The following is a 25,631-nucleotide window of genomic DNA, read 5'->3' on the forward strand; positions in this document are numbered from 1 at the left end:
GTGCCCGGCCTAGCCCAGGGGGACGGTCGCGCCCTGGGTGGTGCCTCCGACGCCGAGGGGCGGGTCGCCGTGCAGGCGGACGCCGGTGACCTTCGCGTCCTTGGGGACGTCGAACCACAGGTCCATCTCGATCCTGACCTCGGCGCCGAGCGGGAGGGTGTCCGGCTGGCGTTTGATGGCCTGGGCGAACCTGTCGACGGCGTGGGCCGTGCCGTCGGCGGTGAGGAGCCGCTGGCGGCCGGCGACGAAGCGGGAGTTGGTGCGGCCCGGGTTCTCGGCGACGATCCGCACGACCACGTACTGGCCCTTGGCCTGCCATTCGCCGTGGCTGCCGACGAACTCGCTCAGGCCGGTCTGCAGGCCGATCACCTGGAAGCGGGTGTCGCCGTCCGTCACGGGCGCGGCGGTGATCGGGCGCTCGCCGGGCCGTACCGGGCGGGGCGTCAGCTGGTAGGTGGGGGTAGGTGAGGGAGAGGGGGCCGCGGAGGGCTGCCCCGAGCACGCGGTGAGGAGCGCGGTGGCCAGGACGGCACCGGTCAACGGCTTTGGGAGGTTGCGCACACCGGGCAAGGTAACCGAGGCGTGGGCCGTTCCTCAATGCCCTTTCCCCGTGGATTCGGGGAGTTCCGTAACGGCCTTTACCCCACCTGAAGTGCGAAGATAGAATATTTGCACCGTTTTGGGGCTGGATGATTTCCGGTCCCGGACCGTGTTGGGTGGCAGTGTTGACCACTCGGCGTCCGAAGGCGTCAAGGGCCTGGTGGGGCATGATACCGATCATGGTGGCGCCGAAAGGGGTTGTTGTCCGAATCGTGTTGTAGCGGTGATCCATACGTCCGTACGGGTGGGCAGTATTACCCGGAGGTAACTGTCCACGATGTGACTCTGACCGAAGGAGGCCTTGTGGGCCTGAGTTTTGTTTCCCGTCGCGTGCTCGCGGCGGGAGCGGTGGTGGTCGCCGGCACGTTCGGCCTCGCGGCCTGCGGTACCGAGAGCACTGGAGGTTCCTCCGCGAGCGCCCCCTCCGAGGGCGGCGTGAAGGTGGTCCACCCGGGCAAGCTGACCACCTGCACGAACCTTCCCTACGAGCCCTTCGAGTTCAAGGAAGGGGACAAGACCGTCGGCTTCGACATCGACATCGTCGACCTGGCGGCCAAGAAGCTCGGCCTGACCCAGGACGTCGTCGACATCGACTTCGCCGTCATCAAGAGCGGCGCGGCGATGGCCGCGGGCAAGTGCGACGTGGCGGCGGCGGGCATGACCATCACGCCCGAGCGCAAGGCCAACATCGACTTCTCCGTTCCGTACTTCGACGCGACCCAGGCGCTGCTCGGCAAGAAGGGCGTCGGCATCAAGACCCTCGACGAGGTCAAGGCGAAGAACCTGCGCCTGGGCGCGCAGGCCTCCACCACGGGCCTGGAGTACGTCAGGAAGAACGGCTTCGACCCCAAGGAGTTCGCGGACTCGCCCAAGGAGCTGCTCGGCCTGCAGTCCGGCCAGGTCGACGTGATCGTCCAGGACCTGCCGGTCGTGCTGGCCTGGCTGAAGAAGCCGGAGATCGCCGACAAGTTCGAGCTGCTCGCCAGCCTGGACACCGGTGAGCAGTACGGCATCGGCCTGAAGAAGGGCGCCGACCCGGCGCTGCTCAAGGCCATCGACGAGGCGATCACCACGGCCAAGGCGGACGGAACCTACGAGAAGCTCTACGTCAAGTGGTTCGGTAAGAAGCCCGGAGAGCTCGGCTGATCCATGACCGACCAGTCAACGACGGCTGAGAAACCGGGTCCGGCGGGGCGCGCCCGCAGGACCCGGCTCAGTCCGCGAAAGAGACAGCGCGTCAGCCGGGCCGTCCAGTACGCCGTGCTGGTCGCCGTGGCCGTGTTCCTCGTCCTGCGCATCGACTGGAACAGTCTGGCGCAGAACTTCGCCAAGCCGGAGATCGCCGCCGAGGCGTGGCCCGGGGTGATCACGGTCGCGCTGAAGAACACGATCATCTACTCGGTCGGCGGTTTCGTCTTCGCCTTCCTGTTCGGTCTGCTGCTGGCCCTGATGAGGATGTCGTCGGTGCTGCCGTACCGATGGCTCGCGATCGCCTACATCGAGGTCTTCCGGGGCCTGCCCGCGCTGCTCATCTTCCTGCTCATCCTGTTCCTGCCACAGGCGCTGCCCGGCTTCCAGGTGCCCGGCGACACCTACGGGCAGGGCATCCTGGGCCTGACGGTCGTCGGGTCCGCCTACATGGCCGAGACGCTGCGCGCGGGCCTGCAGGCCGTCCCCAAGGGACAGATGGAGGCGGCGCGCTCGCTGGGCATGTCCCACACCCGCGCCACGGTCAGCATCGTCATCCCGCAGGCCGTGCGGATCGTCATCCCGCCGACGACCAACCAGTTCGTGTCCCTGCTCAAGGACTCCTCACTGGTTCTGTTCCTCGGCGTGACCAGCGAGTACGTCGAGCTCACCAAGTTCGGCAACGACCTGGCCTCCACACACGCCAACGCCACGCCCATCCTGGTCGTCGGCATCACGTATCTGTTCGTCACGATCCCGCTGGGTTACCTCGCGAACCGGCTGGAGAGGCGGCAGGGGAGGGGACGGCGATGACCGAGCCGACGACCCAGGCGGCCGCCTCCGTGGCGCACGCGGTCGAGATCAGGGACCTGCACAAGCGCTTCGGCAGGCTGGAGGTGCTCAGGGGGATCGACTTCGCCGTCGACCCCGGCCAGGTGGTGTGCGTCATCGGCCCCTCCGGGTCGGGCAAGTCGACGCTGCTGCGCTGCGTGAACCTGCTGGAGCAGCCGACCTCGGGCAGGGTCGTGCTCGAAGGCGTCGAACTGACCGACCCCGACGTCGACATCGACGCGGCCCGCCGCCGTGTCGGCATGGTCTTCCAGCAGTTCAACCTCTTCCCGCACATGACCGTGCTGCAGAACGTGATGATCGCCCAGCGGCGGGTGCTCAGGCGGGGCGCGGCCGAGGCCGAGCGGATCGCCAGGGAGCACCTGGCGAAGGTCGGGGTCCTGGAGAAGGCGGCCTTCTACCCGGCCCAGCTGTCCGGCGGGCAGCAGCAGCGGGTGGCCATCGCCAGGGCGCTGGCCATGAACCCCGCGCTGATGCTCTTCGACGAGCCGACCTCCGCGCTCGACCCGGAGCTGGTCGGCGACGTGCTCACGGTCATGCGCAAGCTGGCCGAGGAGGGCATGACGATGCTCGTGGTCACCCACGAGATGGCCTTCGCCAGGGACGTGGCCGACCGCGTGGTCTTCATGGACGGAGGCGTGATCGTCGAGGACGGCCCCCCGGACCAGGTGATCGGCTCACCCCGGTACGAACGGACCAGGAGCTTCCTGCGCCGGGTGCTCGACCCCACGCACACCGACGTGTGACCCTCGTTCCCGTACGGCCCGAGCCCCCGGAAGGGCCCGGGGCGGGCCGTACGGGGCCGAGCGAACACGAGCCCGGGGAGAGCCTTTGGCGCCGCGCAGGACTTCCCCGACCCTGCGCGTTTTCTACTCGGCTCCCCCACGGGCATCGATGTCACCCACCGTAGCGACTCCTGTGGCAAGAGTGCAAAAAGGGGAGGTCGGGTAATGATCGAAAACCGGTGAGTTCCCGTTCAGGCGTCGCGCAGCATGCAGGTCAGGCGTGAGCTGCACACCCTGCGGCCCCGCTCGTCGGTGATCTCGATCTCGTAGGTCGCCACGCTCCTGCCGCCGTGCACCCTGGTCGCGACGCCGGTGACGTGGCCGGAGCTGACGGCGCGGTGGTGGGTGGCGCTGATCTCGATGCCGACCGCGACACGCCCCTGGCCCGCGTGCAGGGCCGCCCCGATCGAGCCCAGGGTCTCGGCCAGCACACATGAGGCGCCGCCGTGCAGCAGGCCGTACGGCTGGGTGTTGCCCTCGACGGGCATGCGGCCCGTGACCCGCTCGGGAGAGGCCCCGGTCAGCTCGATGCCCATCCGCTCGACGAGCGCGCCACCGGTGCCGCCGAGGGTCTCCTCGAGGATCCGGGCGACTTCCTGTGGGTCTGTCATGGTCAAGGGGGCGTCTCCTTGTCGCGGGACCAGCGTTTTCTGTCGTATCAGGAGACTAGGCTTCCCCTGTGCCGAAGAACGAAGCGACCCCCTCGCGTCCGTGTCTGCTGCTGCTGGATGGACACTCCCTGGCATACCGGGCTTTCTACGCCCTGCCCGAGGAGAACTTCTCCACCACGACGGGGCAGACGACCAACGCCGTCTTCGGGTTCACCTCGATGCTGGTCAACGTGCTCCGTGACGAGCGGCCCACGCACGTGGCGGTCTGCTTCGACCGGTCAGAGCCGACGTTCCGGCATACGGAGTACCCGGAGTACAAGGCCAACCGCAGCGCGGCCCCGGACAGCTTCCGCAGCCAGATGAGCCTGATCCACGAGATGCTCGACGCCCTGCGCGTGCCGTACCTGTCGCTGGCCGGATACGAGGCCGACGACCTGATCGCCACGCTCGCCACCCGCGCCGCCGCGCAGGACATGAACGTGCTGGTCGTCACCGGTGACCGCGACGCGCTCCAGCTGGTCGACGAGCGCATCACGGTGCTGATGACCAGGGTCGGCATCAGCAACATGACCAGGTTCACGCCCGAGGCCGTGCTGGAGAAGTACGAGCTCACCCCCACCCAGTATCCCGACTTCGCGGCCATCAGGGGCGACAGCAGCGACAACCTCAGGAACATCCCCGGTGTCGGCGAGAAGACCGCGGCCAAGTGGATCCGCGAGTTCGGCTCGCTGGAGGAACTGGTCAACCGGGTCGACGAGGTCAAGGGCAAGGTCGGGGACAAACTGCGCGACCACCTCGACCAGGTCCTGCTGAACCGCCGTCTCACCCAGCTCACCCGGGACGTCCCGCTCGAAGCCGAGGTCACGGCGCTGACGGTCGGCCAGGGCGAGCGCGCCGAGATCGACAAGATCCTCGACACGCTGGAGTTCAGGGGCGAGCTGCGCGACCGGCTGTTCAAGACCCTCTCCTCGGCCGAGCCGGAGCCGGGCGAGGGCTTCGAGGTCGAGACGGTCGTGCTCGGGCCGGACGAGGTCGGGCCGTGGCTGCGGGCCATGCCGGAGGGCAGGGCGGGCCTGGCCTTCCGGGGCTCCCACGGCAGTGGCACCGGACGGGTCGACAGCGTCGCGATCGCCGCGCCCGGCGACGGCGGGCGCGGCGCGGCCTTCATCGACCAGACGACGCTCACCGAGGCCGACGAGGCGGCGCTGCGCGAGTGGCTGTGCGACGAGTCGCGGCCGAAGGCGGTGCACGACGCCAAGGGGCTGATCCTGGCGCTGTGGGCCCAGGGGATGGACCTGCGCGGGCTGACCAGTGACACGGCGCTGGCGGCCTACCTGGCGATGCCCGGCCAGCGCTCGTTCCCGCTTGAGGACCTCGTCCGGGTCTACCTGAGCCGGGAGTTGCGCGGGGAAGAGGACAACAGCGGCCAGGCCAGCCTATTCGACGACCAGGAGACCGACGCCGCCCACGACCTCGGGCTGCGGGCCATGGCCGTGCGGGAGCTGGCCGACGCCCTTGAGGACTTCCTCGAACCACGGGGCGGCACCCACCTGATGGGCGACGTCGAGCTGCCCCTGGTGACGGTCCTGGCCGAGCTCGAACGAGCCGGGATCGCCGCGGACGGTCCCTACCTCAGCGGGCTGGAGGCCGAGTTCGGCGCCGCGGTCAAGCAGGCCGTCGACGCCGCGCACGCCGCCGTCGGGGAGCAGTTCAACCTGGGCTCGCCCAAGCAGCTCCAGGAGATCCTGTTCGTCAAGCTCGGGCTGCCCAAGACCAAGAAGATCAAGACCGGCTACAGCACGGACGCCGAGCAGCTGGCCTGGCTGGCCACGCAGACCGACCACGAGCTGCCGGCCATCATGCTCAGGCACCGCGACCAGGCCAAGCTGCGCGTCACGGTCGAGGGACTGATCAAGGAGATCGCCGACGACGGCCGGATCCACACCACGTTCAACCAGATCATGGCGGCCACCGGGCGGCTCAGCTCGGAGAAGCCCAACCTGCAGAACATCCCGATCCGCACCGCCGAGGGCCGCAGGATCCGGCAGGGCTTCGTGGTCGGCCAGGGCTACGAGACCCTGCTGACCGCCGACTACAGCCAGATCGAGCTGCGGATCATGGCCCACCTGTCCGGCGACGCGTCGCTGATCGCGGCCTTCGAGTCCGGGCACGACTTCCACCAGGCGACCGCCGCGCGGGTCTTCGACATCGAGCCCCAGCAGGTCACCGGTGAGATGCGGGCCAAGATCAAGGCGATGAACTACGGCCTCGCCTACGGACTGTCCGACTTCGGGCTCTCCGGGCAGCTCGGCATCCCGGTGCAGGAGGCCAGGGCCCTCAAGGACGAGTACTTCGAGGAGTTCGGCGGCGTCCGCGACTTCCTCAACGCGATCGTCGTCCAGGCCAGGCAGGACGGTTACACCGAGACCATCATGGGCCGCCGCCGCTACCTGCCCGACCTCAACAGCGACAACAGGCAGCGCAGGGAGATGGCCGAGCGGATGGCGCTCAACGCGCCGATCCAGGGGTCGGCGGCCGACATCATCAAGGTCGCGATGCTCGGTGTGCACGACGCGGTCAAGGAGGCCGCTCTGCGTTCGCGGATGCTGCTCCAGGTCCACGACGAGCTGGTGTTCGAGGTGGCGCCGGGAGAGCTGGAGACCCTGCGTGAGCTGGTCGTCGACCGGATGAACGCGGCCTACTCGCTGCGCGTCCCCCTCGAGGTCTCCGTCGGGGTCGGCCGCACCTGGGAGGACGCGGGCCACTGAGGGCCGCCTTCCCGGCTCGATCCTCCGCACCCGCCCCGCGACGTTCCGCGGGGCGGGTGCCGTCACGATGTGGTTCCCGTGCGGACACCCAGTGGTGACCAGGTAGATCATTGGTTGTTTGCCCGGCCTGCCCGAGTCTGTTCTAGGGTGGTAATCCAGTCGAGATCTCGATGGGTACGGGAGTTTTGTGCGGAGTTCAGCGCCACTGACGCAGATCATCATGCTCGCCAACGTGGTGGTTGTGATCACCGCGGTGGTGGTGCTCCTGGTGCGCCCTGAGGCGGCGCCGACCTCCGTCTCACTGGCGGGTACGGCGACGCCGCTCAGCACACCGCCGACGACGCCACCCGCCCAGACCCCCTCCCCGCCGCCGTCGCCCGGTCCCTCGCCCGCGGTCGCTCTGCCCTCCGCCGAGCTGCCGCCGCCGGTGGTGGCCTCGCCGGAGTTCGCCCGGCAGGTCAAGGCCAACGAGGCGGGAATGGTCCCGGTGCTGATGTACCACCGCATCCTGAAGAAGCGGCTGGCCTCCATCGACCGGACCCCGGCCCAGGTGCGCCAGGAGATGGAGCGGCTGGCCAGGGACGGCTACGTGCCGATCACCGCGCATGAGTTCGTCACCGGTGACATCCGTGTTCCGGCGGGCAAGCACCCGGTCGTGCTGACCTTCGACGACGGTCACCCGAGCCACTTCGCGCTCGACAAGGCGGGCGTGCCGCTCAAGGACACCGCGGTCGGAATCATCTATCAGGTGGCTAAGAAATACCCAGATTTCCGGCCTGTCGCGACATTTTGGGTAAATCATCAGCCCTTCGGGTTGCGGGACGCGCATGCCCAGGAGAACGCGGTGCGGTGGCTGACCTCGCACGGCTTCGAGGTGGCCAACCACACCTGGGACCACCCCTACCTGCCGGGCCTGTCGAAGAAGCGGGCCGCCGAGCAGATCGTCCGCGTCCAGCGGATGCTGGCCAAGTACGGCGCGGGCACCCCGGACACCCTGGCGCTGCCGTTCGGCGCCATGCCGCGCAAGCGGTCGACCGTCCAGAAGGGCAAGTGGGACGGCACCTCCTTCGCCTTCAAGGGCGTCTTCCTGGCCGGCGCGCAGCCGTCGGTGTCGCCGTTCACCAAGGACTACGACTGGCGGGCGATCCAGCGGGTCCAGAGCAACGGCAAGAAGGGCGAATGCCGTAAGTGGTGTTCGCAGTACTGGCTGGAGTGGCTCAACAAGCACCCGGGCAAGCGGTACACGGCCGATGGAGATCCCGAACGCATCTCCGTTCCACGGGAACTTCGGGGTAATATCAGCCCGCAGTGGAAGCAGCGGATCAATGCCTACTGACGGCGTCGAGCCATGGCTTCGCCATAGGTGTGTCGTGCTACCGGATTGACCAGGCTCGTCTGTTCTCATATGCTGATCGCTGCGCTGTGGGCTCGCGTGTGTCTCGGACCGAGTGGGCTCGCGCTCGATCAGGCCGGTGGATTCCCGGCTGAACGATAAGAGGCCTGCCGCGTGTTCGCCACATCGACATCTGTCCGCGTTCGGAGCAATTCCACACATGACGAGCAGCACTGAGGCCACCTCGAGCACCCCGCAGGTAGCGGTCAACGACATCGGCTCCGAGGAAGAGTTCCTCGCAGCGATCGACCTGACCATCAAGTACTTCAACGACGGCGACATCGTCGAGGGCACCGTCGTCAAGGTCGATCGAGACGAAGTTTTGCTCGACATCGGCTACAAGACCGAGGGCGTCATCCCCTCGCGTGAGCTCTCGATCAAGCATGATGTCGACCCGGCGGACGTCGTCGAGGTTGGCGAGCACGTCGAGGCCCTTGTTCTCCAGAAGGAGGACAAGGAAGGCCGTCTCATCCTGTCCAAGAAGCGCGCCCAGTACGAGCGCGCCTGGGGCACGATCGAGAAGATCAAGGACGAGGACGGCATCGTCACCGGCACCGTCATCGAGGTCGTCAAGGGCGGCCTGATCCTCGACATCGGCCTGCGGGGCTTCCTTCCCGCCTCGCTGGTCGAGATGCGCCGGGTCCGCGACCTGCAGCCCTACGTGGGCCGTGAGCTCGAGGCCAAGATCATCGAGCTGGACAAGAACCGCAACAACGTGGTCCTGTCCCGCCGTGCCTGGCTGGAGCAGACCCAGTCCGAGGTTCGCCAGACGTTCCTCAACACCCTCCAGAAGGGCCAGGTCCGCAAGGGCGTCGTGTCCTCGATCGTCAACTTCGGTGCCTTCGTGGACCTCGGTGGCGTCGACGGACTGGTTCACGTCTCCGAGCTGTCCTGGAAGCACATCGACCACCCCTCCGAGGTCGTCGAGGTCGGCCAGGAGGTCACCGTCGAGGTTCTCGACGTCGACATGGAGCGCGAGCGGGTCTCGCTGTCGCTCAAGGCGACGCAGGAGGACCCCTGGCAGCAGTTCGCCCGCACCCACCAGATCGGCCAGGTCGTGCCGGGCCGCGTCACCAAGCTGGTGCCGTTCGGCGCGTTCGTCCGCGTCGAGGAGGGCATCGAGGGCCTGGTCCACATCTCCGAGCTGGCCGAGCGCCACGTCGAGATCCCCGAGCAGGTCGTCCAGGTCGGCGACGAGATCTTCGTGAAGATCATCGACATCGACCTCGACCGCCGCAGGATCTCGCTGTCGCTCAAGCAGGCCAACGAGAGCGCGCTGGGCGCCGACGTCGAGTTCGACCCCACGCTGTACGGCATGGCGGCGACCTACGACGACTCGGGCAACTACATCTACCCCGAGGGCTTCGACTCCGAGACCGGCGAGTGGCTCGAGGGCTTCGACCGTCAGCGCGAGGAGTGGGAGCGGCAGTACGCCGAGGCCCAGACCCGCTTCGAGGCGCACAAGCGTCAGATCGAGGAGGCCCGCAAGGCCGAGGCGGAGGCGGGCGAGGCAGCCCCCACCTCCTACTCGGGCGAGACCCCGGCCTCCGGTTCGAGCTCCTCCGCTCCGGCGGCGGGCGCTCTTGCCTCCGACGAGGCTCTCGCCGCCCTGCGGGAGAAGCTCGCGGGCGGTCAGAGCTGACCTCTTCCAGTGGTTGATGTGGCGATCTGAAGATCCGAGGAAGGGCCCCGCTCAGGCGGGGCCCTTTTTCGTGCCCGTCGCCGGTCCGCCCAGGGCACGCTCCCGTCCCGTCCCGTGCCGGGGGCCGGGTTCGCCCGTCGCCGGCCACGCTAGGGTTGGCGGGTGACCATGATCGGGCGGGCGGTCCCCGCGGACGCGGGAGAGATCCTCACGGTCCAGCGGGCCGCGTACGTGAGCGAGGCCCAGCTCTACGGCGACCCGTTCATCCCGCCTCTGGTCGAGTCGGCAGAGCAGGTCGAGCGGGCGATACGGGCGGGTGTCGTGCTCGTCGCCAGGCGGGAAGGACGGATCGCCGGGGCGGTTCGCGGGCGGATGTCCGGCACCACCTGTCTGGTCGGCCGCCTGGTGGTCGCGCCCGACCTGCAGGGCGGCGGCGTCGGCGGCGCCCTGCTGGACGCCCTTCACGGGGAGATGGACTCCGCCCTGGCGTTCGACCTGTTCACCGGGCACCTGTCGGAGGGCAACCTGCGGCTCTACCGCCGGCGCGGCTACCGTGAGACCCACCGGGAGCGGATGAGCGACCATCTGACCCTGGTCCACCTGCGCAGGCAGCGGTAGCGGCGCGTATTCTGCGGACCATGTTGAAGGTGGGGCTCACCGGAGGGATCGGTTCCGGCAAGAGCGAGGTGTCACGGCGCCTGGCCGCCAGGGGCGCCATGGTGATCGACGCCGACATGATCGCCCGTGAGGTGGTCGAGCCGGGAACCGAGGGGCTGGAACGGATCGTCGCGATCTTCGGGCCCGACGTCCTGCGCGAGGACGGCTCGCTCGACCGGGGACGGCTCGGCTCGATCGTCTTCGCCGACTCCGAGAAACTGGCCTCCCTCAACGCCGTCGTGCACCCGCTGGTCGGGGAGCGGGTCGCCGAATTGCAGAGCCAGGCGGACGAGGACGCCATCGTCGTCTACGACGTGCCGCTGCTGGTCGAGAACGACCTCGCCCCGATGTACGACGTGGTCGTGGTCGTCGACGCGGCCGACGAGACACGCGCCGGACGGCTGCTCACGCTGCGCGGCATGACCGAGGCCGACGTCAGGGCCAGGATCGCCGCCCAGGCGAGCCGTGAGGAGCGGTTGAGGGCCGCCGACATCGTGGTGCCCAACGAGGGGTCCCTGGAGGAGTTGGAGGCCCGGGTGGAGGCTCTCTGGGCCGATCTGGCCGCACGCGCGAAGGCCTGAGCCAGGACCTGTTTTGTGGGTCTTGCCGCCTGCCGCGGTCGTTCAGGCGGCCCCTCGCCGCGTTGTCGCCCGTCCCACGAAAACGCTCCGCGTTCGCCGCGGGGCCCCGGGGGAGAACCTGTCGCTCATGACCCCGTCATAGCTCCTCCGCCTCGCGGGGCATCCACCTGGACGATCCCCGCCACGGCGAAGATCCGCGGAACAGGTCCTGAAACCGTACGGCTGGGCTCCGCCTATGGGACGAGAAGGGACGAGCCTCTTGGATGAGGACGCCATGCCGTAAATCGTCCAATCGGCTCAGGTGGCCGAGGGATCCGCTCCTCTACCGTCGAGTTACTTTCATCGGCGGCGGGGGGCGACGTGCGGGGCGTTCGAGGCGTGGGCGGGATCATGGCGGCCGTGACGGCCGTCGTTCTTCTCCTCGCGCCGTTGCTGTCGCCGAGCCCCGGCCCGCCCGGGCCGGGAAGCCTGATGTCCGGCGGGACACCCGAAGGCCTCCACCTCCAGATCGCCGCCCACCCGGACGACGACCTGCTCTTCATGAGCCCCGACCTGCTGAGGCTGGTCGCGCGTGGCGCGAGCACCGTCACCGTCTATCTCACGGCGGGGGAGGGAGTGGCGGGGGTGAGCGACGGGCACCCGCCCAGGCGGTACAGCATCGACAGGCAACGGGGGGTCAGGGCCGCCTACGCCTGGATCGCCGGGGTCCGTGACCGGTGGCGGCGAAACCTGATGACCGTGGGCGGGATCCGGGCCGAGGTGGACACGCTGGCGGACCGGCCGCAGGTCCGGCTCGTCTTCGCCGGACTGCCCGACGGCGGCGACCCCAGGGCGGACGGCGGGAGTGGCGCCCTGAGCCGCCTGTGGGCCGCCTCAGGGGACCTGAGCTGCGTGCGCCCCTTCACCAGGCCCGCCGTCTGCCTGTCCCGCTCCGACGTCCTGGAGGCGCTCCGCGGGCTGATGCGGGTCTTCCGGCCGTCGGTGCTGAACACCCTCGATCCGGACCCGCCGCCGGGTGTCGCCGACCATCCCGACCACATCGCCGCCGCGAGGTTCGCGGCGGCGGCCGCCCCGCCGGGCGTCAGGGTGGTCGCCTACCGGGGCTACACCACGCTGCCCCTGCCCCCCAACCTCACCCCCGCCGAGCACGAGATCAAACGCGAGGCCTTCGCCGTCTACCGGGGACACGACTACCGGGCGGGCTCGGGCCGCCGCTACGACGCCTGGCTCCGGCGGATGTACCGCGGTCCCGGCGCGGCCTCGCCGTGAGGGACGTCACGGCGAGGGGTCGCGCGCCCGGGGGGCGTGGGGGACGGGGGAGCGGCCCCGGTCGGCGGGAGGCGGCCGCCGGGGCGCAGCCGTGAGCGGCGGGTCAGAACCAGCCGCGGCGCTGGGCCATCGAGTGCAGGCCCGCGCGCAGCGACTGCTCCACCTGGCCGGGGTGGTCGTCGTAGTGGACCGTGAACCGGTTGTAGGTGTCGTGGCTCGAGGTCAGGAAGCCGCCGCGCTTGTCGGCCTCCAGGATGACGTCCACCGCCCGCGGGCCCGCGATGAAGGTCAGTTCGAGCTCGCTGAAGTGCCGGGAGTACTCGGGGCCGACGTAGTACTCGATCTCCTGGAAGAACGGCATCCGGGAGCCGTGCAGCGTGCCGCGCTCCAGGTCGGCCTTCTTGAAGCGGAAGCCCATGTTGTCGAGCGCGCCGAGCACGTGGTCCTGGGCGGGCAGCGGGTTGACGAACAGCGCGTCGAGGTCGCCCTTGTCCAGCGCCCCGGCCAGGGACAGCTCGGTGGAGACGCCGAGCTGCATGCCGCGCAGCGGGTGGCCGCCGATGGCGCTGATCGGGGTCTCCCACGGGACGGGGATCTCGAACGGGGCCGACTGCGGCGCGCCCGCGGCCAGGTGGAAGGAACCGGTGATCTGCTGGCGCAGGAAGCTGTAGGTGGTCTTGTACTCGTTGTCGCCGCTCTCGACCTCGACGACCGCGGTGAAGTCGATGAAGATGCCCTCCACCCGGTAGTCGGAGCCGCCGCCGCGGAAGTTGACCTGTCCGCGCAGGGTCTCGCCGGGGCGGACGTTGGAGTTCAGCAGCACCGTGTCGACCTCGACGCCGGCGCCGAAGGCAGCCATGAGTTTACGGAACACCATTGGGGGACTCCCGGGGTTGAGATGTTTCAGTTGGGTTCAACGGACGGTTTGACCTGGCCGTTCCCCGCGCCGCCGTCCGCACTGAGCTGCGGCAGGAGCTGGGCGAGGAGCAGGGTGGCCAGTGGGGAGGTCTCGCCTGAGGCGCCGCCGGTGCGCACGACGATCGGGCGGGGGGCGTTCTCGGCGAGCTTGGCGCCCACGTCGAGACGGCGGCGGGCCAGCTCGTACTGGAGCACGGCGCGGTTGTCGCGGTAGGAGTCGGCGAGCCTGCGCAGCCCCTTGGCCTCGTTCTCCGCCGAGGTCAGCTCGGCCCTGCCCCTGGCCTCGATCTCCCAGCGCACCCGCTGGGCCTGCGTCTCGTGCTCCTCCAGCATGCGGGCGACGTCCTTGCGGGCGGTGTTGGCGGCGGCCCTGACCTCGACGATACGGGCGTCCCTGGTCTTCTTGGCCCGCTCGATCTCCATGAGCAGGGTGTCGATGCGGCGCTTGCGGGTCAGCTCCCACTCGCGCTCGAAGGCCGACAGCTCCTTGGCGACCTTCTCCCGGGTCGCCAGGTGCTGCTGGTACTGGTCGGGCAGCTGCACGTCGGGGATGTTCGCGCCGGTGATGCGCACGCCGTACCTGCCGAGCTGGCGGGTCAACAGCTCCTGCATGTCTCCCACGTCGGAGCCGCGCAGGTCGTAGGCCCGCTCGGTGTGGACCTTGCGGCTGCGCTGGCGGATGGCGTCCTGCACGGCGCTGCTGAGCACGAGGTCGAAGTTGCCCGCCCCGATCGTCCTGACGAAGGCGACCGGATCGACGATGCGGAACTTCAGGAAGAACTCGATCGACTTCAGCGGCACGTTCTCCGCGGTCGGGCAGGCCGCGATCGGCGCCGAGTAGGGGATCTCGGTCGAGGTGTCCACGACCGCGTCGACCCGGTCCCAGGGCAGCCACAGGTAGTGACGGCCGGGGGGCAGGGTGCCGACGATGGCCCCCCACCGGCTGCGCACGCCGGTCGTGCCCTCCTCGATCTCGACGATGGCCCTGCGCCACAGCCAGACCAGGGCGGTCAGCAGGAAGAACACCGCGCCCAGGGCGGCCAGGGCGGACAGGACGCCGCCACCGCCGAGCAGCGCGGTGCCCACGAGGTAGAGCGCGAACATCAGCAGCGCGACCCAGGCGAAGCCCCTGCGGTCCTTGGGGATCACCACTGGGACGATCTGGCCGGACTCGCCGCCGCGCAGCAGCTGGCGGATCTCCGACCAGGAGGCCAGCGATTCCTTGATCTTGGAGAACTCTCTGCTCATCTTCAGGCGTCTTCCTGCGCGGCGGGCGGTACGGCGTGCGGGGCGTGCGCGGGCTCCCCATCGGCGACCTGGGCGGTCTCCCGGCCGGCGGCCTGGTCGGCGCTCTGACCGGTCTCCTGGCCCGCGTCCTGGCTGAGCAGGGCGGTGATCTCGGCCTCGCGGTCCTCGACACGGCGGCTGATCTCGGTGATCCGTGCCCGGATCGCGGCGGTGTCCGCCTCGGAGAACAGCCGGGCCTCCCCGCCGCCGACGAGCTGGCCGGCCAGGGCGAGCAGGTCGATGTCCGTCGTCTCACCGACCTGCACCACGCGGGGCAGGTGGGCGGCGACGGATTCGAGCCTGTCGAGCAGGTCCTGCTGGAAGCGGTGGTCCAGGATCTCCGGCGCCTGCGCCGCGCTCAGCGCCCTGATGTCCAGCGCCTGGGCCTCAAGCAGCGCCGCGTTGGCCTTCGCCGTCGACTCGGCCTCGACCAGCCGCTGGCCCGCCTGGGCCTTGGCCTGGTTCGAGGCGCGTTCGAGCGCGGTGTCCATCCTGGCCTGGTAGCCCGCGATCTCCGCGTGGATGGCCGAGAGCTGCTCCTGCAGCCCGGCGAGCTCCTTGACCAGGTCGCCCTCGTTCTGCTCCTTGCGCAGCTGCAGTTCGTACTCGTAGGTGTAGGCCTCCTTGGCGACCCTGATCATCTCCGGCGCCGCCAGGTCCATCCGGTACTCCTGGCTGGAGGGCTCGGCGTGGGTGATGTTCACGTCGGTGAGCCGTACGGCGGGCAGGAACTGCTGGTTGAGGTTGTCCAGCATGCCCAGGGTGCTCTCGCCGACCAGGTCGTAGATGTCCTCGGCGCGCTGGGCGTAGATGAGGGAGCGGGTCACCTCGCTGATCGCGTTCTGCAGCTTGGCCTGGAAGCCGCCGACCGAGCCGAGGACGAAGATGAACTCGGCCGGGTCCTCGATCCGGAACTGCAGGAAGAGGTCGACGCTCGCCTTGACGCCCTGCTGGGTCGGGGCCTCGCGGATGGGGGCGTTGAAGGGGTACTCACGGGTGGTGTTGACGATGTAGCTGACCCGCTTCCACGGGTTGAACAGCGTCACCCGCCCGGGTTCGGCGATCTGGACGAGCTTGCCGAACTTGGTGATCAGCGCCTTGCAGCCCTCGGGGACCATGACGACGCTGCGCCGCCACCACAGGAACGCCGCGGCCAGCACCAGGACGGCCCAGTAGTGCGGGCCGAACAGCACCCGCGCGCCCTCGGGCAGGCCGTTGGCGATCAGGCCGATCAGGCCGAGTCCCGCCAGGACGACCAGAGGGACGACGACCCGTGCCGTGGTGCTCTTGGGGATCACCACGGGGGAGATCACGTGGACCGTCTCGCCGTTCTGGCCGCTGCCGCTGAAGCTGCGGTTGACGATCTCCCCTGCCTCGTTCAGCGAGGCGCTGCGGGCTTCGATCAGCGTGCCGACGGACGCGCCCTGTTCACGCGCGGCGAGGAAGTCGGTGGGGTTGAGCGTGAAGCCCCGTTCCCCGGCCTGTCCCGTCACCTGCCCGGTGAGCTGGCCTGCGACCTGCCCGGCGATCTGGCGCAGGTCTCCGCCCTGGCCGTACGCCTGGGCGGCCGCGACCGCCGCCTGGATGGCCTCTTTTGGCCGCGACATCACACCTCCGTGGGTCCTTGTTCGAAAGCCCGATATATCACGCTTTGTGATTGCCTGCAGGGATGCCAGTAAAGAACATGTGGCTTGCGGATGGCTTGACAGCCGATTGAACGGATGCTGAACGCCGTGCCGTACGGGGCTCCCGGAGAGGAGGCGGGAATGTCGGTGGGGCGTCCTACAGTGGGTGAGGTGAGGCCGGTAACAGATTTGCAGCGCAAGGTGGCCCCCTTCGAGGTCGTCACCGACATGACCCCATCCGGCGACCAGCCGACCGCGATCGCCGAGCTTGAGCGGCGGGTGAGGGCGGGTGACAAGGACACCGTCCTGCTGGGCGCGACGGGCACGGGCAAGACGGCCACGGTCGCCTGGCTGATCGAGCGGCTGCAGCGGCCGACCCTGGTCATCCAGCCCAACAAGACGCTCGCCGCGCAGTTCGCCAACGAGCTGCGGGGGATGCTGCCCAACAACGCGGTCGAGTACTTCGTCTCCTACTACGACTACTACCAGCCGGAGGCGTACGTCCCGCAGAGCGACACCTACATCGAGAAGGACTCCTCCATCAACGAGGAGGTCGAACGGCTGCGCCACTCCGCGACCAACTCGCTGCTGACCCGCCGCGACACGGTCGTGGTCGCCTCGGTCTCGTGCATCTACGGCCTGGGCACCCCCCAGGAGTACGTCGACCGGATGACCGCGCTGAAGGTCGGCCAGGAGATCGAGCGCGACACGCTGCTGCGGCGCCTGGTCGACATGCACTACACCCGCAACGACCTGGCCTTCACCCGCGGCACCTTCCGGGTGCGGGGCGACACGATCGAGATCATCCCGAAGTACGAGGAGCTCGCCGTACGGATCGAGATGTTCGGCGACGAGATCGAGAAGCTCTCCACCATGCACCCGCTGACGGGTGAGGTGATCACCGAGGACGAGGAGCTCTACATCTTCCCCGCCTCCCACTACGTGGCGGGTCCCGAGCGGATGGAACGGGCCGTGCGGGACATCGAGGCCGAACTGGCCGAGAGCCTGCAGCGGATGGAGCGACAGGGCAAGCTCCTTGAGGCCCAGCGGCTGCGCATGCGCACCACCTACGACCTGGAGATGATGCGCCAGATCGGCACCTGCTCCGGCATCGAGAACTACTCGCGGCACATGGACGGCCGCTCCCCGGGCAGCGCGCCGAACACCCTGCTCGACTACTTCCCCGAGGACTTCCTGCTGGTGCTGGACGAGTCGCACCAGACGGTCCCGCAGATCGGCGCCATGTACGAGGGGGACGCCTCCCGTAAGCGCACGCTCGTCGAGCACGGCTTCCGGCTGCCCTCCGCCCTGGACAACCGCCCGCTGAAGTGGGAGGAGTTCCTTGAGCGGATCGACCAGACGGTCTACCTCTCGGCGACGCCCGGCTCCTACGAGCTGGGCCGCTCCGGCGGCGACGTCGTCGAGCAGGTGATCAGGCCGACCGGCCTGGTGGACCCCGAGGTGGTCGTCAAGCCCACGAAGTCGCAGATCGACGACCTGGTCCACGAGATCAGAACCCGCGCGGAGAAGGACGAGCGCGTCCTGGTCACCACGCTGACCAAGAAGATGTCGGAGGACCTCACCGACTACCTGCTCGAGCTGGGCATCAGGGTCCGCTACCTGCACAGCGAGGTCGACACGCTGCGCCGCATCGAGCTGCTGCGCGAGCTGCGGCTGGGCGAGTACGACGTGCTGGTCGGCATCAACCTGCTCCGTGAGGGCCTGGACCTGCCGGAGGTCTCCCTGGTGGCCATCCTCGACGCCGACAAGGAGGGCTTCCTGCGCTCGGAGACCTCGCTGATCCAGACCATCGGCCGCGCGGCCCGTAACGTCTCCGGTCAGGTCCACATGTACGCCGACCGGATCACCCCCTCCATGGAGCGGGCGATCGAGGAGACCAACCGGCGCAGGGCCAAGCAGACGGCCTACAACGAGGCCAACGGCATCGACCCCCAGCCGCTCCGCAAGAAGATCGCCGACATCCTCGACTCCCTCAACCGGGAGGACGCCGACACCGCCCAGCTCCTCGGGGGCAGCGGTCGTCAGCAGTCGCGCGGCAAGGCCCCGGTCCCCGGCTTCGCGGTCAAGCAGGCCGGTCAGCACGCCAGGGCGATCGCGGGGGAGATGCCCAGGGCGCAGCTTGAGGCCCTGGTCGAGTCGCTCACCGAGCAGATGCACCAGGCGGCGGCCGACCTGCAGTTCGAGGTGGCCGCCAGGCTGCGTGACGAGATCAAGGAGCTCAAGCGGGAGGTCCGCGACATGCGCGAGGCGGGGGTCTCCTGACCCGGCCCGCCGGAACACGGGCGGGTGCCGGCGCGTACGGCCCCGCCCGCCTGGGCGGACCCTCTCAGCGGTGATCTGAGCGGCGGTCGTCGTCGGGGAAACGGGGCACCGCGGTGCGCCGGTAGAGCTCGTCGATCTCGTCCAGGGGGTCGGGAGCGCGGCGGCGCGCCTCGATCTCCAGGTCGGTCCGGTCCCGGATGTCGTCGATGCCGTTCGCGGAGTGCGTCATCTGGTCGTTGAGCAGGTCCGCGCGGATTCTGGCGCACGACGTGGTCAGCTTGGCGTGGTGCTCGCGCAGGCGGCCGAGGGAGGCGTGGTCGACGTAGGCGGAGCTCCGGCTGTGCCGGGCGTAGAGCGCGAGCTGGCCGTCCAGCTGGTCGGCGTGCACGCCGATCTCGGCCACCAGCCGCGGCAGGTCACCCAGCCCCCATCCGGCCTGGAGCGCCTGGTCGACGGCCTGCCGGGTCAGGGAGACCTCCTTGCGCAGGTCCAGGCGCATCCGCTCGGTCTCACCGGCCTGGCCCGGGTCCATCGCCGCCACCTGGGAGGCCACCCGCTCGGTCACCTTCCTGGCCTTCTTCGTGGCCTTCTTGCCGAGCTTGACCAGGAGGTAGACGCCCACACCCCCGGCGAGAAGGAACAGCACCATGAGCACCAGCACGATGGTGAGGAAAGTGGTGATCTTGATCACCTCCCGGCGGGGGAACAGGTGTTTCGAGCATAGCCCGCCTGCCCGTGTACACGGGGGTTCGCGACGTGCGCGGGGCTCGGTGCCCATGAGCGCGGGCCGCCGAATGGGCGAGGCCGGACGGGGCCTCGCCGCGCTCCCCGCCGGTGTCCGTCCCGGGGAGCCGGGGTTCAGGCGGGACTTCGCCGCAGGGCGCGGCGGCGCCGTACCCGGCGGACGGTCCACCAGGCGAACACCGCGAGCACGGCCACCGCGACCACGACCAGGATCGGGAGGAAGATCGCGACCAGGGACACGGCGAGAGACCCCGCGTCCTCCATCGTGCTCACCACCGGTGCCCCGACCCCGGCGGTCGTGGCGTTGACCACCGGCCTGGCGGTCGCCTTCATCACGTGCACCGCGAGCGCGACGCCGATACCGAGCACCCAGCCTGCCCAGGGGTTGTGGGCCATCCAGTCGGAGCCGTCGAGCCGGGCCGCGGCCTCGGTCGCGCTGAAGACCACGCCGCCGGACAGCGGGCGGACCACGGTCTGGATCATGTCGTTGACGCTGTCGACCACCGGGACCTTGTCGAGGACGAACTCGGCGACCAGCAGCACGCCGACGATCGCGAGCACCCAGCCGTTGGCCAGCCAGGCGAACTCCGGCTGCAACCGCACCTGGTCGGTGAGGTTGGCGAGCAGGCCGACGACCAGCAGCGGTATGTAGGCGTTCAGCCCCGCCGCGGTGGAGAGTCCAAGGCCTGTCAGTGCCGCGAGCATCGTGCCTCCGTGGTGTCTCGGTCCTCCCATTCAACGTCCTCGGGGCACCGGTGGATCCCGCCGGGTCACGGCGCCGGGCGAAACGGCGGCGGGGGCGCGCCCGTGATGGACACGCCCCCGCCTGTTCCCGCGGGCTACTCCGAAACGGGGATCCGGAGGATTTCGCCCTTGCCGGGCGCCATGGCCTTGTCGGCCACGTAGACGGCGCCGTCGGGGCCTACGGCCACGCCGAGGGGGGTGGTCAGCGTGCCGGGCTTGAGAAGCTCGGTACGGGTGCCGTCACCCTCGACGCGGTAGACGGTGGTCTTGCTCATGCCGTTGGCGGGAAGCGGTCCGGCGGATCCCAGGACGATCAGCCGCCCCTTGGCGTCGAAGGTCACGTCGGCGACCGTGGTGAAGCCGCGTGCGGCGGTGGTGACCTTGCCGTCCTTGAGACGGAGGACCCGGGCCGCCCCCTCGGGGTTGGGGAATCCGCCGTGCTCGGCGACGTAGTAGGCGCCGTCGGGGCCCTTGGCGATGCCCATCGGCACCGACTGCATCGGGATCTTGCTGCCCTTGGGCATCTTGAGCGCCGGGGGAGCGGCGACGGACCTGGCGTGCAGGACCGCCTCGGTGCTGACCCTGCCCTTGCGGTCGACCCGCAGCACGGAGTTGCCGCCGGTGTCCGTGACCAGCGCGCCGCCGCCGGGCAGCGGGGCGAGGCCGAAGGGGTAGGAGTCCACGGCGCTGCCCTTGTCCTTGCGGTCCGGGTTGTGCCTGGTCTCGTGGGCGGCCAGGTCGGCGAAGGACAGCCGCCTGCCCTTGGTGGAGAGGGTCAGCAGCGTGCCCAGGGTCCTGGCCTTGGGGCCGAGCTTGGCACGGAAGGCGGTGTCGCCGGAGAAACCGATGGTCACCAGCAGGTCGCCCTTGGGGGTGAACGCCACGTCGTGCGGGCCGAGGGCGAACGGGCCGCTGGCGGCAGAGGGCAGGCCGTCGACCAGTACGGAGGTCTTGCCGTCCTTCAGGACGCTGATCCGCCCGGTCAGGCCGAAGCACATCTTCTCCGCCTTCTTGGCGGGAGTCATGGCGCACTTGACCTTGCCGCCGTGGCCGGACTCGGCGATGTAGAGGGCACCGCCGGGACCGAAGGAGATTCCGCGCGGGCTGTCGAGGCCCTTGGCGACGACCTCGGGCGCGCCGCCGTCCGCCCGTGCCGCCGTCACCGGACCGGCCGTCACGGCCAACGCCGCGACTCCTCCTGTGGCAGCAGCGAGCAGCCTGCGGCCGATACGAACTCCGCTCAACGCAATCCCCTCCACGATCCCCGCCATATCCGTCAAGCGGGGGCGAACACCCGGAAAGCTATGAGCTTCTTCAGACCGCTCACAAGGAAAAACCGCCACAATCCACCCTGCTCCGCGGCGATTTCCCCCGGGCGGGTGACCGTCTCTCCGTCTCCCGGCGGACGACCCCGCCGATGCTTCTCAGCCGACGGCCGACGGACCGGCCTCGGGCGCGGGGGTCACGGCGGTGTCTAGCCCGCCGGCGCGGCCGGCGCGCCGAGGACCCGGTCCGCGGGCGCGGTCTCGGTACGGCCACCCGAGGCGCCGTCCGGATGGGGCGGCAACCACCCCCGCCCCGGCACGTGGTGGCGCACGACCCGCGCGGGCACCCCGGCGATCACACTGTGGTCGGGGAACTCGCCGCGGACCACGGCACCGCCCGCGACCACGCACTGCCTGCCGATCCTGGTCCCCGGCAGGATGATCACGCCGGTGCCGAGCCAGGAGCCCGAACCGATGACCACCGGGTTGTTGCGCGGCCACTGACGGCCGATCGGCGTCTCCGGGTCGTCGTAGACGTGGTTCTGGTCGGTGATGTACACGTAGGGGCCGGTGAAGACGTGGTCGCCGATGTCGATCGACTGGTGCCCCACGATGTGGCCGCCCCTGCCGATCGAGCAGTTCTCGCCGATCCGCACGATCGAGGCGGGGCCGAGGTCGACCCCGGGGCCCATGCCCGCGGAGATCGACACCCGCTCGCCGACCAGGGTGCGGGCGCCGATCTCGATCCAGGCCTCGCCGAAGACGGCCCCCATGGGGAAGGCCAGGCACGCGCCCTCACCGATGTGGCGGAAGCGGTAGCCCGCGGGGCTGGCGGCGCTCACCGCGCCCACGGCGCGGACCGCGGACCAGACACGGTGCACAAGGCTGCCCATGGCACGCCGTACCACACCACGAAGTGACATAGCGGCCCAAGGTACCGTCAGGTCATATGACGGCGAAATGCGGGTCAGGGGATGTACGGGCCGATCACGGGAACCGTTTGATATTCTGAGAGCCCGTGGACATGTAGGCCGTCAGCAGGACGCGCCGACTGATCTATGACGACCACGGGAGACTCCTTGCGCAGCGCCGCACACACCAAGCATCTGTTCGTCACCGGCGGCGTCGCCTCCAGCCTCGGCAAGGGACTGACGGCCTCCAGCCTCGGCCGCCTCCTGAAGCTGCGGGGCCTGCGGGTCACCATGCAGAAGCTCGACCCCTACCTCAACGTGGACCCCGGGACGATGAACCCGTTCCAGCACGGCGAGGTCTTCGTGACCGACGACGGTGCCGAGACCGACCTCGACGTCGGCCACTACGAGCGCTTCCTCGACACCGAGCTGCACGGCTCCGCCAACGTCACCACCGGCCAGGTCTACTCCAACGTCATCGCCAAGGAGCGCCGCGGCGAGTACCTCGGCGACACCGTCCAGGTCATTCCGCACATCACCAACGAGATCAAGGACCGCATCCGGGCCATGGCGGGCCCCGACGTCGACGTGGTCATCACCGAGGTCGGCGGCACCGTCGGCGACATCGAGTCGCTGCCCTTCCTTGAGGCGGTCCGCCAGGTCCGCCACGAGGTGGGCCGGGACAACGTCTTCTTCCTGCACGTGTCGCTGCTGCCGTACATCGGGCCGAGCGGCGAGCTGAAGACCAAGCCGACGCAGCACTCGGTCGCCGCGCTGCGCAGCATCGGCATCCAGCCCGACGCGATCGTGTGCCGCTCCGACCGGCCGATCACCAACTCCCTCAAGCGCAAGATCAGCCTCATGTGCGACGTCGACGAGGACGCGGTCGTCTCCGCCGTCGACGCGTCGAGCATCTACGACATCCCCAGGGTGCTGCACTCCGAGGGTCTGGACGCCTACGTGGTGCGCCGCCTCGGCCTGCCCTTCCGCGACGTCGACTGGAAGGAGTGGGAGCAGCTCCTTCGCCGGGTGCACCGCCCGGCGAAGGAGGTCACGATCGCCCTCGTCGGCAAGTACATCGACCTGCCGGACGCCTACCTGTCGGTCACCGAGGCGCTGCGCGCGGGCGGCTTCGCCAACGACGCCCGCGTCAACATCCGCTGGGTCAAGAGCGACGACTGCGAGACCCCCGAGGGCGCGGCCCGTGAGCTCGACGGCGTCGACGGCGTGCTGATCCCCGGCGGATTCGGCGTGCGCGGCATCGAGGGCAAGCTGGGCGCCGTACGGCACGCGAGGGAGACCAAGATCCCGCTGCTCGGCATCTGCCTGGGCATGCAGTGCATGGTCATCGAGGCCGCCCGCAACCTCGCGGACGTCGAGGACGCGGGCAGCACCGAGTTCGACCCCGAGACCACCCACCCGGTCATCTCGACCATGGCCGACCAGGAGGACGTCGTCTCCGGCGAGCGCGACATGGGCGGCACCATGCGCCTCGGCCTGTACCCCGCCAAGCTCTCCGAGGGCTCCCTGGCCCGCCAGCTGTACGGCATGGCCAAGGTCGAGGAGCGCCACCGGCACCGCTACGAGGTCAACAACTCCTACCGCGAGCAGCTTGAGAAGATCGGCATGGTCTTCTCCGGTCTCTCGCCGGACGGCCGCCTCGTGGAGTACGCCGAGCTTCCCGTCGACGTGCACCCGTTCTTCATCGGCACCCAGGCGCACCCCGAGTTCCGTTCCCGCCCCACCCGCCCACACCCGCTGTTTAAGGGCCTGATCGGGGCGGCCCTGACCTACGCCGACATCCGCGGCACCGCGGCCAAGGCGGGCAGGAGCAAGTGAGCGGCACCGTCAAGGCCCTGAACCCCGGGGATGTCGTGGACGTCCCCGAGGAGTGGAAGGTCGTCTCCTCGGTCAGGCACTTCAGCGGGCGCGTCATCACCGTGGTGACCGACGCCGTCGTCATGCCGGACGGAGAGGTCGTCAACCGCGACTACGCGCTCCATCCCGGCTCCGTCGCGGTGCTCGCGCTCGACGACCAGGACCGTGTGCTGCTGCTCAGGCAGTACCGCCACGCGGCCGGGCACCTGCTGTGGGAGCTGCCCGCGGGACTGCGGGACGTCGAGGACGAGCCGCTGCGGGAGGCGGCGGCCAGGGAACTGGCCGAGGAGGCGGGCTACCGGGCGCGGACCTGGCACACTCTGGTCGACGCCTTCACCTCGCCCGGGATGACGGGGGAGCGGACCAGGATCTTCCTGGCCAGAGACCTCAGCCTCATCCCCGAGGGGGAGCTCGACTTCGTCGGACGACACGAGGAGTCCGACATGCCGGTGGTCTGGATCCCCCTGTCCGACGCGGTTCGCCGTGCCCTGGCGGGAATGATCCACAATTCCCAAGCCGTGGCCGGTATTCTCGCCGCATACGCCGCTTCGGCGGATGCTTTCGCCTCGCTGCGGCCCGCCGACGCACCGGAGGCATGACAGGAGGAGCCCTGAGCGAGACGGAGGTCGTCCTGGCCAGCTACCTCGCCCATCTGGCGATGGAACGGGGCCTGGCGGCCAACACCCTGACCTCCTATCGTCGTGACCTCCTTCGATACCTGGAGCACCTGAGGAACCGCGGCCGCGCCACCTTCGGCGAGGTCGCGGAGGCCGACGTCGCCGCCTTCCTCACCGCGCTGCGGGAGGGCGACGAGGAGCATCGGGCGCTCGTGGCCAGCTCGACGGCGCGCGCGGTCTCCTCGGTGCGGGGTCTGCACCGCTTCGCCCTGCGTCAGGGAGTCTGCGACCACGACCCCACCCGCAGGGTGCGTCCGCCACGCCAGCTCAGGCGCCTGCCCAAGGCGATCAGCGTGGACGAGGTCGAGCGCCTGATCGCCGCCTCGGGCCCGGAGGGGGCGCCGCTCACCATGCGCAACCGGGCGCTGCTCGAACTGCTGTACGGCACGGGCGCCCGCATCTCCGAGGCGGTCGGGCTCGCGGTCGAGGACGTCGACCTGAGCCCGGCCAGCCAGCGGGTGAGGTTGCGGGGCAAGGGCGGGCACTCCCGTTTGGTGCCACTCGGCCGTTTCGCCAGGGAGGCGCTCAGGGTCTACCTCACCCGCGCCCGTCCCGGCATCGCCGCCCACGGCAGGGGCGGTTCGGGGCTCTTCCTCAACGCCAGAGGCGGAAGGCTCACCCGGCAGGGAGCCTGGGAGGTGTTGCAGGCGGCGGCCGAACGCGGAGGGCTGGCGGGAATCTCACCCCATATCTTGCGACATTCGTTCGCAACACACCTCCTGGACGGGGGCGCGGACGTTAGGGTGGTTCAGGAACTACTCGGCCACGCCTCGGTGACCACCACCCAGGTGTACACCCTGGTCACGGTCGACAAACTCCGTGAGGCCTGTGCCGCCGCGCATCCGCGCGTGCGGCATTGACCTTTGTCGTGTCCGGGCGTGCCGCCTTGCCGCATACGTGTTGACGCCATAGTGTCCGTCCGGACGGTCCGGTTCGAGGCCGTCAGGGAGGTTCGA

The 25,631-nt window shown here is 69.6% G+C and carries 22 protein-coding genes; 13 read left to right on the forward strand and 9 right to left on the reverse strand.

The window, feature by feature from the left end; translation table 11 throughout:
* Positions 1-9: 9 nt before the first annotated feature.
* Positions 10-561 (reverse strand): DUF4352 domain-containing protein, encoded by a 552-nt coding sequence (locus ACFYY8_RS05170; RefSeq protein ID WP_390037308.1) that lies wholly within the window; start codon positions 559-561, stop codon positions 10-12.
* Positions 562-903: 342 nt separating this feature from the next.
* Between ACFYY8_RS05170 and ACFYY8_RS05175 the strand changes: the two genes are divergently transcribed.
* Genes ACFYY8_RS05175 through ACFYY8_RS05185 form a run of 3 tightly spaced genes read left to right on the forward strand, consistent with a single transcriptional unit; the run spans position 904 to position 3,383 of the window.
* Positions 904-1,746 carry an ABC transporter substrate-binding protein gene (locus ACFYY8_RS05175; RefSeq protein WP_390037310.1) on the forward strand — a complete coding sequence of 281 codons (843 nt, stop codon included), beginning with the start codon at positions 904-906 and terminating at the stop codon, positions 1,744-1,746.
* Positions 1,747-1,749: 3 nt separating this feature from the next.
* Entirely contained in the window at positions 1,750-2,601 is an 852-nt protein-coding gene (locus ACFYY8_RS05180) for an amino acid ABC transporter permease (protein WP_390037312.1), read from the forward strand.
* The gene (locus tag ACFYY8_RS05185) at positions 2,598-3,383 is read left to right on the forward strand and encodes an amino acid ABC transporter ATP-binding protein (RefSeq protein WP_390037314.1); all 786 of its coding nucleotides are present in this window, start codon (positions 2,598-2,600) and stop codon (positions 3,381-3,383) included. The genes ACFYY8_RS05180 and ACFYY8_RS05185 overlap by 4 nt, the downstream gene beginning before the upstream one ends.
* Positions 3,384-3,613: 230 nt before the next feature.
* Here ACFYY8_RS05185 and ACFYY8_RS05190 read toward each other — a convergent pair whose 3' ends face one another.
* Positions 3,614-4,033 carry a PaaI family thioesterase gene (locus tag ACFYY8_RS05190; protein WP_390037316.1) on the reverse strand — a complete coding sequence of 140 codons (420 nt, stop codon included), beginning with the start codon at positions 4,031-4,033 and terminating at the stop codon, positions 3,614-3,616.
* Between the two features lie 68 nt (positions 4,034-4,101).
* Between ACFYY8_RS05190 and polA the strand changes: the two genes are divergently transcribed.
* From polA to ACFYY8_RS05220, 6 genes are all read left to right on the forward strand, one after another.
* A complete protein-coding gene (gene polA, locus ACFYY8_RS05195; protein WP_390037318.1) occupies positions 4,102-6,801 on the forward strand; it encodes a DNA polymerase I in 2,700 nt (899 codons plus the stop codon).
* A gap of 187 nt (positions 6,802-6,988) precedes the next feature.
* Positions 6,989-8,137, forward strand: coding sequence for a polysaccharide deacetylase family protein (locus tag ACFYY8_RS05200; protein ID WP_390037320.1), 1,149 nt, complete (start codon positions 6,989-6,991; stop codon positions 8,135-8,137).
* A gap of 217 nt (positions 8,138-8,354) precedes the next feature.
* Positions 8,355-9,836 (forward strand): 30S ribosomal protein S1, encoded by a 1,482-nt coding sequence (rpsA, locus tag ACFYY8_RS05205; protein ID WP_352009083.1) that lies wholly within the window; start codon positions 8,355-8,357, stop codon positions 9,834-9,836.
* 168 nt (positions 9,837-10,004) lie between these two features.
* Positions 10,005-10,454 carry a GNAT family N-acetyltransferase gene (locus ACFYY8_RS05210; RefSeq protein ID WP_390038007.1) on the forward strand — a complete coding sequence of 150 codons (450 nt, stop codon included), beginning with the start codon at positions 10,005-10,007 and terminating at the stop codon, positions 10,452-10,454.
* Positions 10,455-10,474: 20 nt separating this feature from the next.
* A complete protein-coding gene (coaE, locus tag ACFYY8_RS05215) occupies positions 10,475-11,074 on the forward strand; it encodes a dephospho-CoA kinase (protein ID WP_390037323.1) in 600 nt (199 codons plus the stop codon).
* 399 nt (positions 11,075-11,473) lie between these two features.
* On the forward strand, positions 11,474-12,343 hold the full coding sequence (locus tag ACFYY8_RS05220) for a PIG-L family deacetylase (protein ID WP_390037325.1): 870 nt from the start codon (positions 11,474-11,476) through the stop codon (positions 12,341-12,343).
* A gap of 103 nt (positions 12,344-12,446) precedes the next feature.
* Here ACFYY8_RS05220 and ACFYY8_RS05225 read toward each other — a convergent pair whose 3' ends face one another.
* Genes ACFYY8_RS05225 through ACFYY8_RS05235 form a run of 3 tightly spaced genes read right to left on the reverse strand, consistent with a single transcriptional unit; the run spans position 12,447 to position 16,155 of the window.
* On the reverse strand, positions 12,447-13,202 hold the full coding sequence (locus ACFYY8_RS05225; RefSeq protein WP_390037327.1) for a sporulation protein: 756 nt from the start codon (positions 13,200-13,202) through the stop codon (positions 12,447-12,449).
* A 44-nt stretch (positions 13,203-13,246) separates the two neighbouring features.
* Positions 13,247-14,509, reverse strand: a complete 1,263-nt coding sequence (locus ACFYY8_RS05230) for an SPFH domain-containing protein (protein ID WP_390037329.1) — start codon at positions 14,507-14,509, stop codon at positions 13,247-13,249.
* Between the two features lie 2 nt (positions 14,510-14,511).
* Complete coding sequence (locus ACFYY8_RS05235; RefSeq protein WP_390037331.1) at positions 14,512-16,155, reverse strand: SPFH domain-containing protein; 1,644 nt, start codon at positions 16,153-16,155, stop codon at positions 14,512-14,514.
* 189 nt (positions 16,156-16,344) lie between these two features.
* Here ACFYY8_RS05235 and uvrB point away from each other — a divergent pair, with 189 nt between their 5' ends.
* The gene (uvrB, locus tag ACFYY8_RS05240) at positions 16,345-18,456 is read left to right on the forward strand and encodes an excinuclease ABC subunit UvrB (RefSeq protein WP_390037333.1); all 2,112 of its coding nucleotides are present in this window, start codon (positions 16,345-16,347) and stop codon (positions 18,454-18,456) included.
* Between the two features lie 64 nt (positions 18,457-18,520).
* Here the strand turns inward: uvrB and ACFYY8_RS05245 are convergent, their stop codons facing one another.
* From ACFYY8_RS05245 to ACFYY8_RS05260, 4 genes are all read right to left on the reverse strand, one after another.
* Positions 18,521-19,147: a hypothetical protein gene (locus ACFYY8_RS05245; protein WP_390037335.1), complete on the reverse strand. Its 627-nt coding sequence runs from the start codon at positions 19,145-19,147 to the stop codon at positions 18,521-18,523.
* A gap of 167 nt (positions 19,148-19,314) precedes the next feature.
* A complete protein-coding gene (locus tag ACFYY8_RS05250) occupies positions 19,315-19,905 on the reverse strand; it encodes a DUF4126 domain-containing protein (RefSeq protein WP_390037337.1) in 591 nt (196 codons plus the stop codon).
* Positions 19,906-20,039: 134 nt separating this feature from the next.
* Positions 20,040-21,188, reverse strand: coding sequence for a ScyD/ScyE family protein (locus ACFYY8_RS05255; RefSeq protein ID WP_390037339.1), 1,149 nt, complete (start codon positions 21,186-21,188; stop codon positions 20,040-20,042).
* Positions 21,189-21,418: 230 nt separating this feature from the next.
* Positions 21,419-22,132, reverse strand: a complete 714-nt coding sequence (locus ACFYY8_RS05260) for an acyltransferase (RefSeq protein WP_390037341.1) — start codon at positions 22,130-22,132, stop codon at positions 21,419-21,421.
* A gap of 156 nt (positions 22,133-22,288) precedes the next feature.
* Here ACFYY8_RS05260 and ACFYY8_RS05265 point away from each other — a divergent pair, with 156 nt between their 5' ends.
* The 3 genes from ACFYY8_RS05265 to ACFYY8_RS05275 are packed head-to-tail and all read left to right on the forward strand — an operon-like array spanning position 22,289 to position 25,535.
* Complete coding sequence (locus ACFYY8_RS05265; protein ID WP_390037343.1) at positions 22,289-23,959, forward strand: CTP synthase; 1,671 nt, start codon at positions 22,289-22,291, stop codon at positions 23,957-23,959.
* Positions 23,956-24,597: an NUDIX domain-containing protein gene (locus tag ACFYY8_RS05270; protein ID WP_390037345.1), complete on the forward strand. Its 642-nt coding sequence runs from the start codon at positions 23,956-23,958 to the stop codon at positions 24,595-24,597. The genes ACFYY8_RS05265 and ACFYY8_RS05270 overlap by 4 nt, the downstream gene beginning before the upstream one ends.
* The gene (locus tag ACFYY8_RS05275) at positions 24,594-25,535 is read left to right on the forward strand and encodes a site-specific tyrosine recombinase XerD (RefSeq protein WP_390037347.1); all 942 of its coding nucleotides are present in this window, start codon (positions 24,594-24,596) and stop codon (positions 25,533-25,535) included. The genes ACFYY8_RS05270 and ACFYY8_RS05275 overlap by 4 nt, the downstream gene beginning before the upstream one ends.
* Positions 25,536-25,631: the final 96 nt, after the last annotated feature.

This window comes from Streptosporangium sp. NPDC001559 (assembly GCF_042893955.1).
Taxonomy (GTDB): Bacteria; Actinomycetota; Actinomycetes; order Streptosporangiales; family Streptosporangiaceae; genus Streptosporangium.

Bases quoted from the DNA above. Each gene is read 5' to 3' on its own strand.
- ACFYY8_RS05185 (WP_390037314.1), top strand. From the start codon at position 2,598: ATGACCGAGCCGACGACCCAGGCGGCCGCCTCCGTGGCGCACGCGGTC.
- ACFYY8_RS05250 (WP_390037337.1), bottom strand. From the start codon at position 19,905: ATGCTCGCGGCACTGACAGGCCTTGGACTCTCCACCGCGGCGGGGCTG.
- ACFYY8_RS05230 (WP_390037329.1), bottom strand. From the start codon at position 14,509: ATGAGCAGAGAGTTCTCCAAGATCAAGGAATCGCTGGCCTCCTGGTCG.
- ACFYY8_RS05225 (WP_390037327.1), bottom strand. From the start codon at position 13,202: ATGGCTGCCTTCGGCGCCGGCGTCGAGGTCGACACGGTGCTGCTGAAC.
- ACFYY8_RS05235 (WP_390037331.1), bottom strand. From the start codon at position 16,155: ATGTCGCGGCCAAAAGAGGCCATCCAGGCGGCGGTCGCGGCCGCCCAG.
- ACFYY8_RS05180 (WP_390037312.1), top strand. From the start codon at position 1,750: ATGACCGACCAGTCAACGACGGCTGAGAAACCGGGTCCGGCGGGGCGC.
- ACFYY8_RS05210 (WP_390038007.1), top strand. From the start codon at position 10,005: ATGATCGGGCGGGCGGTCCCCGCGGACGCGGGAGAGATCCTCACGGTC.
- ACFYY8_RS05275 (WP_390037347.1), top strand. From the start codon at position 24,594: ATGACAGGAGGAGCCCTGAGCGAGACGGAGGTCGTCCTGGCCAGCTAC.
- ACFYY8_RS05190 (WP_390037316.1), bottom strand. From the start codon at position 4,033: ATGACAGACCCACAGGAAGTCGCCCGGATCCTCGAGGAGACCCTCGGC.
- coaE (WP_390037323.1), top strand. From the start codon at position 10,475: ATGTTGAAGGTGGGGCTCACCGGAGGGATCGGTTCCGGCAAGAGCGAG.
- ACFYY8_RS05260 (WP_390037341.1), bottom strand. From the start codon at position 22,132: ATGTCACTTCGTGGTGTGGTACGGCGTGCCATGGGCAGCCTTGTGCAC.
- rpsA (WP_352009083.1), top strand. From the start codon at position 8,355: ATGACGAGCAGCACTGAGGCCACCTCGAGCACCCCGCAGGTAGCGGTC.